The 12,484-nt window shown below is 68.9% G+C and carries 15 protein-coding genes; 12 read left to right on the plus strand and 3 right to left on the minus strand.

What is annotated here, in order from left to right:
* Positions 1–29 precede the first annotated feature (29 nt).
* On the minus strand, positions 30–548 hold the full coding sequence (locus ACZ1DY_RS44130) for a hypothetical protein (RefSeq protein ID WP_465483200.1): 519 nt from the start codon (positions 546–548) through the stop codon (positions 30–32).
* Positions 549–767: 219 nt separating this feature from the next.
* Entirely contained in the window at positions 768–1,547 is a 780-nt protein-coding gene (locus ACZ1DY_RS44135; protein ID WP_257483497.1) for a deoxyribonuclease IV, read from the minus strand.
* A gap of 161 nt (positions 1,548–1,708) precedes the next feature.
* Between ACZ1DY_RS44135 and ACZ1DY_RS44140 the strand changes: the two genes are divergently transcribed.
* The 12 genes from ACZ1DY_RS44140 (at position 1,709) to dnaB (ending at position 11,511) form a co-directional block, all read left to right on the plus strand.
* Complete coding sequence (locus ACZ1DY_RS44140; protein ID WP_465483201.1) at positions 1,709–2,518, plus strand: hypothetical protein; 810 nt, start codon at positions 1,709–1,711, stop codon at positions 2,516–2,518.
* A gap of 124 nt (positions 2,519–2,642) precedes the next feature.
* Positions 2,643–3,521 (plus strand): hypothetical protein, encoded by an 879-nt coding sequence (locus ACZ1DY_RS44145; protein ID WP_465483202.1) that lies wholly within the window; start codon positions 2,643–2,645, stop codon positions 3,519–3,521.
* A gap of 101 nt (positions 3,522–3,622) precedes the next feature.
* Positions 3,623–4,513: a hypothetical protein gene (locus ACZ1DY_RS44150; protein ID WP_465483203.1), complete on the plus strand. Its 891-nt coding sequence runs from the start codon at positions 3,623–3,625 to the stop codon at positions 4,511–4,513.
* A 78-nt stretch (positions 4,514–4,591) separates the two neighbouring features.
* Positions 4,592–4,912, plus strand: coding sequence for a 30S ribosomal protein S6 (rpsF, locus tag ACZ1DY_RS44155; RefSeq protein ID WP_185927209.1), 321 nt, complete (start codon positions 4,592–4,594; stop codon positions 4,910–4,912).
* Between the two features lie 17 nt (positions 4,913–4,929).
* Positions 4,930–5,433: a single-stranded DNA-binding protein gene (locus tag ACZ1DY_RS44160; RefSeq protein WP_126734698.1), complete on the plus strand. Its 504-nt coding sequence runs from the start codon at positions 4,930–4,932 to the stop codon at positions 5,431–5,433.
* A gap of 77 nt (positions 5,434–5,510) precedes the next feature.
* A complete protein-coding gene (gene rpsR / locus ACZ1DY_RS44165; RefSeq protein WP_005168122.1) occupies positions 5,511–5,759 on the plus strand; it encodes a 30S ribosomal protein S18 in 249 nt (82 codons plus the stop codon).
* Positions 5,760–5,771: 12 nt separating this feature from the next.
* Positions 5,772–6,227, plus strand: coding sequence for a 50S ribosomal protein L9 (rplI, locus tag ACZ1DY_RS44170; RefSeq protein WP_005168124.1), 456 nt, complete (start codon positions 5,772–5,774; stop codon positions 6,225–6,227).
* Between the two features lie 154 nt (positions 6,228–6,381).
* Entirely contained in the window at positions 6,382–6,789 is a 408-nt protein-coding gene (locus ACZ1DY_RS44175) for a hypothetical protein (protein WP_126734699.1), read from the plus strand.
* Entirely contained in the window at positions 6,789–7,388 is a 600-nt protein-coding gene (locus ACZ1DY_RS44180) for a DUF3558 domain-containing protein (protein WP_126734700.1), read from the plus strand. Before ACZ1DY_RS44175 ends, ACZ1DY_RS44180 begins: the two co-directional genes overlap by 1 nt.
* A gap of 3 nt (positions 7,389–7,391) precedes the next feature.
* Complete coding sequence (locus ACZ1DY_RS44185) at positions 7,392–8,732, plus strand: PPE domain-containing protein (protein WP_465483204.1); 1,341 nt, start codon at positions 7,392–7,394, stop codon at positions 8,730–8,732.
* Between the two features lie 96 nt (positions 8,733–8,828).
* Complete coding sequence (locus tag ACZ1DY_RS44190; RefSeq protein ID WP_126734702.1) at positions 8,829–9,626, plus strand: ESX secretion-associated protein EspG; 798 nt, start codon at positions 8,829–8,831, stop codon at positions 9,624–9,626.
* 475 nt (positions 9,627–10,101) lie between these two features.
* Complete coding sequence (dnaB, locus tag ACZ1DY_RS44195; RefSeq protein ID WP_007032313.1) at positions 10,102–11,511, plus strand: replicative DNA helicase; 1,410 nt, start codon at positions 10,102–10,104, stop codon at positions 11,509–11,511.
* Positions 11,512–11,637: 126 nt separating this feature from the next.
* Here the strand turns inward: dnaB and ACZ1DY_RS44200 are convergent, their stop codons facing one another.
* The gene (locus tag ACZ1DY_RS44200; protein WP_465483205.1) at positions 11,638–12,417 is read right to left on the minus strand and encodes an alpha/beta fold hydrolase; all 780 of its coding nucleotides are present in this window, start codon (positions 12,415–12,417) and stop codon (positions 11,638–11,640) included.
* Between the last annotated feature and the right edge of the window lie 67 nt (positions 12,418–12,484).

Here is a 12,484-nt window from a genome sequence, read left to right on the forward strand (position 1 = left end):
CCCTCCCGTGGCGTGAGGGTCAAGCCGATTCAGCGCACTACATAACCGCCCGTGCTCGTTTCGAAGAACGGGATCGGCCCGGTGCAGGGCAGCACGTCCTGTTCGAACCCGCCGTACGCCCAGCTCCAGCCGATCCGGTCGTGGCCGCGCGGCACGTCCCGCACCGAGAAACCGACGCGGCGGCCGACCAGGTTCACCGGGAAGCCGGGGATGTCGGCGCGTTCGATCACGCCGGTCAACACGGCGAGGTCGCCATCACGCGAGACGCAGTCGATCTTGCCGTCGAAATCGGCGAACGGTTTTCCGTCCTTGGTCAGATGATTCACGTGGAACCGGCCCGACGACTTCCCGGGTTCCCCGAACGCGGCGAAATCGAAGCGGACCGGGTCGCCCTCGAAACCGGGGAACGTCAGCGGTCCGCCCGCCGATCCGAGCACGACCGAGCCGGCCGAACCCGTCGACGGAGCCGCCGTCGCCTGCGTCGCCCCCAGCGTTCCCGCCGCGGCGGCGAGCACGGCGACCGCGGCGATCTTCGACCTGATGTTCATGGCTTCCCCTCCAGCACCGGGTGTTTCCCGGTCGAGGTCGAGCCTTTCGCGATCGGCGCGCCCGGCCCTCCCGCCGGAGAGGGAACGATCTCCCTCCCGAGTAGCACCGGGTTGAGCGGGGGCACTGAGGCTGCCGGCGTCGGCCAACGCGTGGGTCCGGGTGGTCGTGAGTGGCGATTCGGGTTAGAACCCGAATCGCCACTCACGACCAACGCGACATCAGGCGGAGGCGACGCGTTCCCGGACGTAGGCGATGTCCGCGGCCTGCCCGTCGGCCGGGGTCTCGACGACCACCGGAGCGCCGGCCTCGGCCGCGACCGCGACGAGCACCTCGGGATCGATCGTGCCGTCACCGCCGACGACGTTGGCGTGCCGGTCACGGGTGGAACCGAACTCGTCGCGCGAATTGTTGAGGTGCACCAGATCGATCCGGCCGGTGATGGCCTTGACCTTCTTGACCGCCTCGGTCAGGTCCCAGCCCGCCGCGTACGCGTGGCAGGTGTCGAAACAGAAACCCGCGCCGAATTCGCCGACCTTGTCCCAGAGCCGGGCGATCGTGTCGAGGTCACGGGTCATCGCGTTGTCGCCGCCCGCGGTGTTCTCGATCAGGATCGGCACGGCGAAACCGCCCTTTTCCTGTTCACGCTCGAAAAGCTTGCGCCAGTTGACGAGACCTTCTTCGACGTCCTCGCCCGCACCGACGTGCCCGCCGTGCACGACGAGCCCTTTCGCGCCGATCGCGGCGGCGCCGTTCGCGTGCTGGGTGACGTTCTTCCGCGACGGGATGCGGATGCGGTTGTTCATCGACGCCACGTTGATCAGGTACGGCGAATGGATGAACACCTCGACCGGCGATTCCTTGATCGCCTCGCCGTGCGGGTGGGGTTTGGGGGCTTTCCAACCCTGCGGGTCGGAAAGGAAGAACTGAAGGACTTCGGCTTCGCGCTCGGCGACCGCGGCCAGCGGATCGTCGTCGCGGACATGGGCACCGATTTTCATGTTGGAGGAATCTACGCGGAGCGAAGCTCCTCCGTTGAGGGCGGTGGCGGGGATACCCTTGGGCGATTCTCCCCGGCGCGGGCCAGGTCGTCACGCTCGTGGGGTAGCGTGAGCGCGTTCCGTTAAACCGCGTGGGTCCTGAGGGGCGGAGGACGAACTCGATGGGGAAGACTGCCGGGCGGATCACGGCTTGGGGATTCGCGCTTTCGGTCACGGCCGGGCTCGCGTTCCCGATGACCGCGACGGCCGCCGGGGAACCGAATCCGACCCTTTCTGGCGACTGCGCCGCCACGCTACAGAACGGGAAGTCCGCCGACGGACTCGTTCTCGACGCGGGCGCCCCGCTCAATTCGCCCGAGGCGCTGACGGTCGGCCTGGACTCGAAGGCCAAGACCGCCGAAGGACGGAAGCCGCTGCTTTCGCTGCCGGTCGGCGATCTGGTCAAGACCACCGGCCTCACCGACAACGCGGTCGGCGACCTCGCCGCGCAGGGCGTCTGCAAGCCCGCGCAGGGCACGGTGAACGCTCTCGGGAACCTGACGCAGGGCGTCGCGGAGGAACTGCCGCTCCCGCCCGGACCTGGCCCCGGCCCCGGTCCGGGTCCTGACCCCGAGCCGGGTCCAGAACCCAAACCGCCGACGCCAGGCCCGGGTCAGCCCGGCGGCCCGGGCAGCCAACTCCCGGTGCAGACCGGCCCGGGTTCCTCCACCGGCATCGGCGGCGACTCGATCGCCGGCGTGATCAGCAACGCGGCACTGCTCCCCGGCAGCTTCGTCCAGGCGCCGGTGATCACCGAGATCATCCCCGGCGAGGTGCCGCCGCCGACCGTCGACGAAAAGGACGCGGGCAACGCGCAGGCCATCCAGGCGCCGGTCGCCCCCGCCAAGCTGCCGCTGCTGCTCGCGGTGCTGGCGCTGGCCGTCGTCGCCGCGGCCCTGGTCCGCGCTTGGCTGCGGGGTAAGCCCGCCTGATCTTCACCGTCAGTGACGCCCGCTTCCACTCGAATGCCTGACCTCTTCGAGTGAGCGGGCGTTACTCGTCTCCATTAGCGTCGTTATCCGGGTAGGTGACCCCGACGACGGAGGAGTCGAAGGCATGCGCGAACGGACACGGAGGGCGACCGCCCTGGGTGCGTCGGCCTTCATTCTCGCGGGCTCGGCCGCCCTCGCCATGCCCGGCACGGCCGCCGCCGCCGAGACCAAGACCGCGCCCTGCGGGGGATCGGTGACCGCGAATCCCGGTGACAAGATCATCGGGAAGACACTGCTCGGCCTCCCGATCGACCTCGGTACCGTCGGCCCGGTCTCGACTGTTCTCAGCAGTGTGCTGGGCACGGTCTGCAAGGTGACGGTGACCGTGGTGAACACCGTCGTCGCGCCGGTCCCAGTCGTCGGCGCACCCGCCGCGGAGGCGCTGAACGGCGCCGTCAGCGGCACCCACGAAGCCCTGACCGGCGGCGGCGCCAAGCCCGCTCCCGGAACCCAGCCCCAGCCAGGGAAACCCGCTCCCGGCACGCCCGGCAGCGGCGGACCGCAGACGGGCGGGCCGGGCGCGCCCGCGCAGGGCGGCGCCCCCGCACAAGGCGGCATCCCGGCGGCGAACAGCCCGCTGCTGCCCGGCACCTTCACCCCGAACTTCGGCAACCTGCCGTGGGGCATCAGCACGGGCTACGCCCCGATGCGCGACTACAGCTCCATCCCGATGGCGACAGCCGGTCTCTTCAGCCCGTCGCCCGGCCTCCGGTACGGCGGGCAGATCCCGGGCTACACGCCGCAGTTCGGCGTCACGACCGAAAACCAGAACGGCAACCCGGACGTCCAGACCGCGGGACAGGCCGAAGCGCTACCGAGCGTGAGCGACGGATTCACTCAAGACGGGAAGCTGCCGCTGCTGATCGCGGTTTTGGCACTCTCCGGAGTCAGCGCGGGCCTCGTCCGCACCTGGGTGCTCCGCCGAATGGCCGCTACAAGTTAGACCTACCGCCTAGTATCTTTCTGGTCACTCCCTCGTTATCCCCGTTGCAGTGATTCCTCATGCACTGCCACACGCCCCCACCGACCCGGAGGAACGCGCCCGTGCGGAAGACGACCATCTGGCAGACCACCCGCAAGGCGCTCACCGTCACCGCACTCGCGACCATGGTCACCGGTGGCGCGCTCCTGACGGCGGGTACCGCGTCGGCCGCGGGCACCACGCTGGCGAACGCCTGCAGCGGCACCGTCAACGGCGGGATGGGCGACACCGTCGCGATCACCGGCACCTCGGTCAAGGAACTGGTGCGGGCCGGCGCGCGGGAAGCGGGCACGCTGGCCCTCTACGACGTCGCCGCGAACGACATCGCCAAGGTCAACAGGATCGACCTCGGCACGGTGCCGAACGCCGCGGGCGGTTCGATCGACGGCAAGGCGATCGGCACGGCCGTGCGGCAGGCGGTCAAGAACACCAAGTCCTGGGGCCTCGGGCTGAACCCCGAAAAGACGCTGAACTCCATCGAGCACAAGGTCGCAGGCAGCTGCGGCCTGACGACGGTCGCGACCAACTACGTCGCGCCCACCCTGCCGACGCCTGGCACCACGGCCCCGCAGCAGGGCGGCACCGGCGGCGGCACCAACGGCAGCATCCCGCAGAACACGAACCTGCTCCCCGGCGGCAGCAACGGCACCGGATACGCGCCGCCGCGCGACTACGGCAACCTCCCGGTCGCGCAGCCGGGTGTCGCGGTGGCGCCGGGCGTGCGCTACCCGGCCAACAGCCCGCTCCCCGGCGAGGGTGCCCCGCAGTACGGCACCGACGGCCAAGCCGGGCAGGGCGGCCCCGACGTCCGCAACGCGGGCAACGCCGAAGCGCTCGCGACCGACGGCATGCCCGGCGGCGACGTCCAGCTGCCGATGCTGCTCGCGGTGCTCGTGCTCGCCGGCGTGACCGCCGCGCTGGTCCGCACCTGGGTGCTGCGCCGCGTCGCCTGACCGCCAGGTACGCTTACCTGGACAAACCCTCCTGCCACGGACAGTCCGTGGCCGCGAGCCCATAGGAGGTGAGTGGTTGTGTCACGCCATTACGAGGTAATGGTCATCCTGGACCCCACGCTCGACGAGCGTACGGTGGCCCCGACCCTGGACAACTTCCTCAACGTGATCCGCACTTCGGGCGGAAGCGTCGAGAAGGTCGACGTCTGGGGCCGTCGCCGGCTGTCCTACGAGATCAAGAAGCACGCCGAGGGCATCTACGCGCTGCTCGACCTGAACTCGTCTTCGGAAGCGGTCAAGGAGCTGGACCGTCAGCTCTCCCTGCAGGAGACCGTGCTCCGCACCAAGGTCATGCGCCGCGAGATCAAGCGCGCCGCGACCGCCGCCGCCAAGGCCTGAGCCGAAGGACTTTCCCGATGGCTGGAGACACCGTCATCACGGTGATCGGCAACCTCACGTCCGACCCGGAGCTTCGCTTCACCCCTTCCGGTGCGGCGGTCGCGAACTTCACGGTCGCGTCCACCCCGCGCACGCTGGACCGTCAGTCCGGTGAGTGGAAGGACGGCGAGGCCCTGTTCCTGCGCTGCAACATCTGGCGTCAGGCGGCCGAGAACGTCGCCGAGTCGCTGACGCGTGGCGCGCGGGTCGTCGTGCAGGGGCGCCTCAAGCAGCGGTCTTTCGAGACCAAGGAAGGCGAGAAGCGCACCGTCGTCGAGCTCGAGGTCGATGAGATCGGCCCGTCGCTGCGTTACGCCACCGCCAAGGTGAACAAGGTCAGCCGTGGCACCGGTGGCGGTGGCGGCGGCTTCGGTGGTGGCGGCGGTGGCCAGAGCGCCCCGCCCGCCGACGACCCGTGGGGTTCCGCCCCGCCCGCCGGTGGCGGCGGTGGCGGCGGTTTCTCCGACGAGCCGCCCTTCTGATCAGGCGATCCACCGCGGGCGAAAGCTCCGCGAGACGCCGCGAGACAACCACTACGTAGAAATCCAGGAGAAATACCGTGGCCAAGCCACCCATCCGCAAGCCCAAGAAGAAGGTCTGCGTGTTCTGCAAGGCCGAGAAGAAGGGCCGCCCGGAGAACATCGACTACAAGGACACCAACCTGCTTCGGAAGTACATCTCCGACCGCGGGAAGATCCGTGCCCGTCGCGTGACCGGCAACTGCAGCCAGCACCAGCGTGACATCGCCATCGCGGTCAAGAACTCCCGCGAAATGGCGCTGCTGCCCTACACCTCGACCGCACGCTAAGGAGGCACGTCAATGGCGAAGATCATTCTCACCACCGACGTCGCCAACCTCGGTGGGCCCGGCGACATCGTCGAGGTCAAGGACGGCTACGCACGCAACTACCTGCTCCCCCGCGGCTACGCCATCGTGGCCACCAAGGGCGCGGAGAAGAACGTGCGCACGATCAAGCGGGCGCAGGAGAGCCGTCGCATCCGCGACCTCGACCACGCCAAGGAGATCAAGGCGACCCTGGAGGGCCTCGGCGCCATCCAGCTGAGCGGCAAGGCGGCCGAGGGCTCGAAGAAGCTCTTCGGTTCGATCACCACCGCCGAGATCGTGGACGCGATCAAGGCCGCGGGTGGCCCGCTGCTCGACAAGCGCGTCATCGAGCTGAAGGACCACATCAAGACCGTGGGCAAGCACTCGGTCGGCGCCCGTCTGCACCCCGACGTCCGCGTCGACGTGCGGCTCGAGGTCAAGGCCAAGTAACACCGCTTCGGCACAGGGCGGGACGTCTCCATTCCGGAGGTGTCCCGCCCTTTGCTTTACGGGGAACCCCACCCCGCCGGGCCACGTCTTAAGCTTGACTGGGGATCAAGGCATTATCGAGACTCGACGTCGAGGCACGGGGAGATCTGGACGCATGGCTTACGACAGCAACGCCGAGCAGAACCGGCAGGAGAAGGTCACGGTCTCCGCGCCGGCCAATCCTGACAAGCCCTCGTCGGCGTCGGGCGGTGGCGGCGGGTTCACCTTCGACAAGGACAAGATCGACGGCATCATCAAGAAGTGGACGGATCTGCAGGCCGAGCTCAAGCGGGACTACGCCGACGCGAACCTGATGGCGAACGTCAAGGCGCCGGGCAAGGAGTTCGCGAGCGGCGACTGGGAGAAGCTGGCGAACCCGTCGGGCAAGGCGTTCCTGGAGCAGAACCAGAAGATGCAGGACTACGTCAAGAACTACATCGACCAGCTGACCGCCGCCAAGCAGAAGATCGCCACGAACGAGGCCGAAACGCAGGCTTCGCTCAACAAGCACAAGGCCGTGTGATGCGACGTTCCCTCGTACTCCTCCTCGCCGCGGGCGCGCTGGTCGCCGGCTGTTCGGGCACCAAGAACGGCACCGCCTCGTCGGAGCCGTCCTACACGACCGGGGCCGGTGCCTCGAGCGCGTCGAGCGATTCGTCCGGCTCCGCGCCCAAGGTGGCCAACCCGTTGAAGACCTCGTCGATCGAGAACGACGCCTGCTCCGCGCTTTCCGCCGCGAAGCGGACCGAGCTCGGTCTCGGCGAAGGCGAGCAGCGGACCACGAGCGTCGGGCCCGGCTGCTCGATCTTCGCCGCCGACGACCGGCTGAACCAGATCGAGATCAGCCCGGTGCTCGCGAACAAGAACGGCCTCAGCGACGTCTACGACACCAAGGCCAACAACGAGTACTTCGAGCCGACCGAGGTCGCCGGCTACCCGGCGGTGTACGCCGCCTCGCTCGACGCCCGTAACAAAGGCAAGTGCGGCCTCTTCGTCGGCGTGACCGACCAGCTGGCCGTGAACATCCTGGTGCAGTACGACAACGGACCGGGCGCGAGCGATCCGTGCCCCGTCGCGCTCAAAGTGGGGGAAGCGATGATCGAGACGTTGAAGGAGGGCTGACACGTGTTCCTGCTGCCGATCATCGCCGGGTACTCGGCCTACAACCTGGCGACCACGAAATCCGGCGACTTCGAAGCGTCCGGCGGCGATCGCAAGATCGACTGCTACAACATCTGGGAGAAGATCGTCACCGGTCCGGGTACCGGGTCGATCCAGGAGGGCCAGGCCGCGGCGACCCGGCTCAAGGCCGGTTACCAGGAGCGGCTGACCACCATCGACAACCTGTCGAAGGAGATGGACGCCGCCTGGACCGGTAAGAGCGCCGAAGCCGCGCAGCAGTCCGGCGCGCATCCGCTGCGGGCGTGGATGGAGGACTCCGGCAAGAAGCTGGTGGACTCCGACAAGTACCTCGGCGAGCAGAACACCGCCTTCACCACGGTGAAGGCGAAGGTGCAGCAGGTCCCGAAGGAACCGCCGAAGAACAACCTGCTCAACTCCATCACGCCGTGGACCACCGACACCGACCGCGCGATCCGGGACTACAACGAAAAGGGTCAAGCGAACGTCGACGCGTTCAACGAGTACTTCAAGGCCAGTTCCGAGAACGGCAAGAAGCTGCCCACCTACTCCAAGATGGAGGGGCAGAACACGAACGTCGACGTCAACGGCGGCGGCGGAAACGGCAAGGACAAGGACGGCAACGGGAACGGCCAGGGCGACCGGAACGGGCACAACGGGATGCCGGGCATCTCGACCCCGCCCGGTTCGATGCCGAGCATCCCCGGTTCGGGCACGCCGAACATCCCCGGTTCGAACATGCCTGGCATCGGCACGCCAGGCTCGAACCTTCCGGGCAGCAACCTGCCGGGGTCGAACCTTCCCGGGTCCAACCTACCGGGCTCGAACCTCCCCGGCGGGCAGTACAACCCGAACATCCCCGGCAGCAACTACAAGCCGCCGTCCTGGGACGACGGGACGAACGCGTCCGGCTACACCCCGCCGAAGATCCCCGGCGCCGGCGGCTTCGGCCCGGGTGGCGGCGGAGGCGGTGGCGGTGGCGGCTTCGGCGGCACCGACATCCCCGGTGCGGGCGGCTTCGGCCCGGACGGTGGCTTCGGCCCCGGGTTCGGTCCCGGTGGCGGCAGCGGCGCGGCCCTGCCCGGCAACGCGGGGGCGATGGGCGGCGCCGGCATGGGCGGCGGTGCGGCCGGCTCCGGCTCCGGTTCCGGAGCGGGCCGTGGCGCCGGCGGGATGATGGGCGGCATGGGCGGTATGGGAGCCGGTGGCGCCAGGGGCAAGGGCGCCGAGGACGAGGAGCGCAGCTCCAAATTCCTCGTCGGCGACGACCCCAACGAGATCTTCGGAACCGACGAACTCACCGCACCGCCGGTGATCGGCGAGTAGTCGTCACGAGCGGGCCGGGCGCGTGCCAAGATTGGGGCGCGCCCGGCTTGTCTTGTTCCGGGCTGGACGAACAAGAAGGACTAGGGGGCAGTTCCGGTGCTGGACAAGCAGGTCACGATCACGACCGGCACCCTCATCACGCTGATCCGCCGCCGTGGCGGCGAACCGCACACGATCCTGTCGGAAACGCCGACCTGGTTCGACGAGGACGCGCAGCGGGCCGAGGACGAGCGGACCAACGAGGAGCTGGCGAGCCAGGGCCTCTTCGGCGCGCGGGGGCTGCATCCCGGGTTCAAGGCGACGCTCGAAGCGATCGCCAGGCCCTCACTGGAGTACTACGGCTGGATCGACGGCGGGTTCGAGGGCAAGGCGCTGAGCTTCACCCTGCTCGCGGGGAGTGCCGGCGGCGAGGGCTTCGTCCTCGCGCGGCACAGCGAGCACGATGGCATCGCGCTCGCTTCGGTGCGGCCGGAAGAGCTCCTCACCGAGTTCCTCGACCAGATCCCGAAGCTCGCGCCGGGGCGCGGGCGTCCGGTCGCCGTCCCGAAGAGCCAGGTCGATGCGCCGCGCTCTTCGTCGACCGCGCAGGAGGAGGGCTTCGAGGTCCTCCGCAGCGGAAGGCAGAGCGCCGGCAGCCAGGAGGCCGACGAGCTTCGCCGCATCCTCGCGTTACGCCGTTTGGGGAGCGGAAGCCTCTACGTCGCGGCCCGCGGCCGGAGCGGCGCGCGGCAGCGGATCGAACGCCCGGTGAACTACATCGATACGACCGAAGGCCGGTGGCTGACCGAAGAGGTACCGGGGAGTGGCGAACCGAGGATCGCCTTCACACCCGCCGACCAGCAGATTCTCGGAGAACGACTACGGAGCGCACAGGGCAGGTTGTTCGCGTCCTGAATCCGGCTCCGTTCAGCCGGGCGGATGACCCCTCTACTCTCCGTGTCATCCATCCACAGGGCACCCCTGTGCGCCCGCGTGCGACACGCCGAACGACGAGTTTTGCCCGACACGCCGTGCTGAGTTGAATAAAGTTCTCCACAGTGTCTACACAGGCCCTGACCAGCACTTTTGTCAGACCATCCCAGCGTTGCCCACAAGTTGTACACAGGCTTCGGCCCACCTGTGAAGGGTTGCCCCCAGTCATCCCCAGGTTGTCCACAGGGCGGTCCCCAGGCGAAATTGCGCTCGTCCTTTCGGGGGGCCTACCGTGCCCGCCGGGCCGGTACACACCGTGGTGGTCGTCCGGCCGAGAAGGGGAGCACAGGGGAGCGCCGGACGCCGCGGGAGGGGCAGGCGGGCGCGGACGGACCGGCCGGGGAAATTCTGGCATAATCGAACGCGTGTTCGATGTCTTGAGGAGGTGGCAGCAGCGGTGGCGCTGACCGACGACCGCAATCCGATGTACGCGGAGTCCGACCCGGGTCCCGGCGACCCCGGTCCGCGTGGCGGCGAGTACGACCGCCAGCCCCCGCAGGACATCGCGGCCGAGCAGTCCGTGCTCGGCGGCATGCTGCTGTCGAAGGACGCCGTCGCCGACGTCATCGAAGCCCTCGGCCCCGACGATTTCTACCGGCCCGCACACCAGGCGATCTACGACGTCATCCTCGATCTCTACGGCCGCGGCGAACCGGCCGACCCGATCACCGTCTCCGCCGAGTTGGAGCGTCGAGGCGAGCTGGGCCGCGTCGGCGGCGCCCCGTACCTGCACACCCTGATCGCGACGGTGCCGACGGCGGCGAACGCCGGCTACTACGCCGAGATCGTCTCCGAGAAGGCGGTGCTGCGGCGCCTGGTCGAGGCGGGCACCCGGATCGTGCAGTACGGCTACGGCGCGGCCGCGGCCGACGGCGCGAACATCGACGAGGTCGTCGACCGCGCGCAGGCCGCGATCTACGACGTCACGGAGCGGCGCACCAGCGAGGACTACGTCGCGCTGGAAGAGCTGCTCCAGCCGACCATGGACGAGATCGACGCGATCGCCTCGCGCGGCGGGCAGTCGCAGGGCATCCCGACCGGGTTCGCCGACTTCGACGATCTGACGAACGGTCTGCACCCCGGCCAGATGATCATCGTCGCGGCGCGGCCCGGTGTCGGCAAATCGACCCTAGGACTGGATTTCGCCCGTTCGGCGTCCATCAAACACGGTCTGACCAGCGTGATCTTCTCGCTGGAAATGAGCAGGACCGAGATCGTCATGCGCATGCTCTCGGCCGAGGCTCGGATCCGCCTGGCGGATATGCGCGGTGGCAAGATGTCCGACGACGACTGGACGCGGCTCGCGCGCCGCATGAGCGAGGTCTCCGAGGCGCCGCTGTTCGTCGACGACTCGCCGAACATGACGATGATGGAGATCCGCGCGAAGGCCCGGCGGCTCAAGCAGCGCAACGACCTCAAACTCGTCGTCCTCGACTATCTCCAGCTGATGACCTCGGGCAAACGCGTCGAGTCGCGACAGCAGGAGGTCTCGGAGTTCTCGCGGCAGATGAAGCTGCTGGCCAAGGAGATCGAGGTCCCGGTGATCGCGATCAGCCAGCTGAACCGTGGTCCCGAGCAGCGGACGGACAAACGCCCGATGCTGTCCGACCTTCGTGAGTCCGGCTCGCTGGAGCAGGACGCGGACCTCGTCATCCTGGTCAACCGCCCCGACGCCTGGGAGCGGGACGACCCGCGTGCCGGCGAGGCGGACCTGATCATCGCGAAGCACCGTGCCGGGCCGACGGCGACGATCACCGTGGCGCACCAGCTGCACTACAGCCGCTTCGTCGACCTGTCCCACGACTAGCGGCGAAAGACAAGGACCTGGCCCGGCTCGAACGGGCAGCCTCCCTCTCCGACTGCGGACGCGCCCTTACCGGGTAGGCGCGCCTAGGGCAGGTTCGCCTCGAAGGCTAGGCGATGGCGACTCAAGTCAGAGAAGGAATTCGAAGACGTCCTTGGTGAAGCGGCGGTCGCTCATCACGGTGTGGTGCCGTCGTCCCGGATAGACCTTGAGATCACCGCGGCGGGTCTTGTCGGCCAGTCGCTCGGCGAGTTCGAGCGGGTAGAGGGCGTCCTGCGAACCGGCGATCACCAAGGTGGGCGCGGTGATCTCGCCGAGCCGGTCTTCGATGTCGAAAGCGTCCTCGGCCCGCAGCATGGCCACCATGCCGTCCGGATCCGCCGGACGGCCAGAGGCCAGGCCCAGCAACCCGGCCAGCAAAGCCCGTCCGGGCAGGGAATCCGCGACGGTGGGCGCCAGCGCCATGGCCGCGGCCCGGTGCCGTCCGGCGGCCAGCAGATCCGCGTACCGGCGCTGGACCCGGCGGCCCTCCTCGCCGAGCCGGGTGCCCGCGGCGCCGACCACCAGCCGTCGCACCAGGCCGGGATGGTCGACGGCGAACTGCAGCGCGAGGCAACCGGCCGTGGACACGCCGAGCACGTCCACCGGCCGGTCGAACCGCTGTCGCAACTCCTCCGCGTGGTGGGCGGCGAGATCGGCCATGGTGACGCCGGGCCGGAGCCCCGGCCGCCTGCCGACGGTCAGCACGGTGAACCGTTCGGCCAGCGGTTTGAGGGACCGCATCTCCGCCCAGCGGGCGAACCCGGTGGGGTTGGCCGAGTCCGGCAGCACCGACCGGAAGACCACGAGCGGGCTCCCCGTGCCGAATTCGAGATACGGGGCACCACCCGCCAGTACACCTTCGCGCATGGTCACTCCTTGGCGATCCCGACGAGGTCGTCCAAGGAGGTATTGCGCAGGCCCTGTGCGGCGGAGA

This window comes from Amycolatopsis sp. PSD-21, from assembly GCF_055561455.1.

What these genes read in the sequence shown, in the direction of transcription:
- ACZ1DY_RS44130 (WP_465483200.1), bottom strand. Translation starts at nt 548, where the DNA reads ATGAACATCAGGTCGAAGATCGCCGCGGTCGCCGTGCTCGCCGCCGCG.
- ACZ1DY_RS44135 (WP_257483497.1), bottom strand. Translation starts at nt 1,547, where the DNA reads ATGAAAATCGGTGCCCATGTCCGCGACGACGATCCGCTGGCCGCGGTC.
- ACZ1DY_RS44140 (WP_465483201.1), top strand. Translation starts at nt 1,709, where the DNA reads ATGGGGAAGACTGCCGGGCGGATCACGGCTTGGGGATTCGCGCTTTCG.
- ACZ1DY_RS44145 (WP_465483202.1), top strand. Translation starts at nt 2,643, where the DNA reads ATGCGCGAACGGACACGGAGGGCGACCGCCCTGGGTGCGTCGGCCTTC.
- ACZ1DY_RS44160 (WP_126734698.1), top strand. Translation starts at nt 4,930, where the DNA reads ATGGCTGGAGACACCGTCATCACGGTGATCGGCAACCTCACGTCCGAC.
- rplI (WP_005168124.1), top strand. Translation starts at nt 5,772, where the DNA reads ATGGCGAAGATCATTCTCACCACCGACGTCGCCAACCTCGGTGGGCCC.
- ACZ1DY_RS44175 (WP_126734699.1), top strand. Translation starts at nt 6,382, where the DNA reads ATGGCTTACGACAGCAACGCCGAGCAGAACCGGCAGGAGAAGGTCACG.
- ACZ1DY_RS44180 (WP_126734700.1), top strand. Translation starts at nt 6,789, where the DNA reads ATGCGACGTTCCCTCGTACTCCTCCTCGCCGCGGGCGCGCTGGTCGCC.
- ACZ1DY_RS44200 (WP_465483205.1), bottom strand. Translation starts at nt 12,417, where the DNA reads ATGCGCGAAGGTGTACTGGCGGGTGGTGCCCCGTATCTCGAATTCGGC.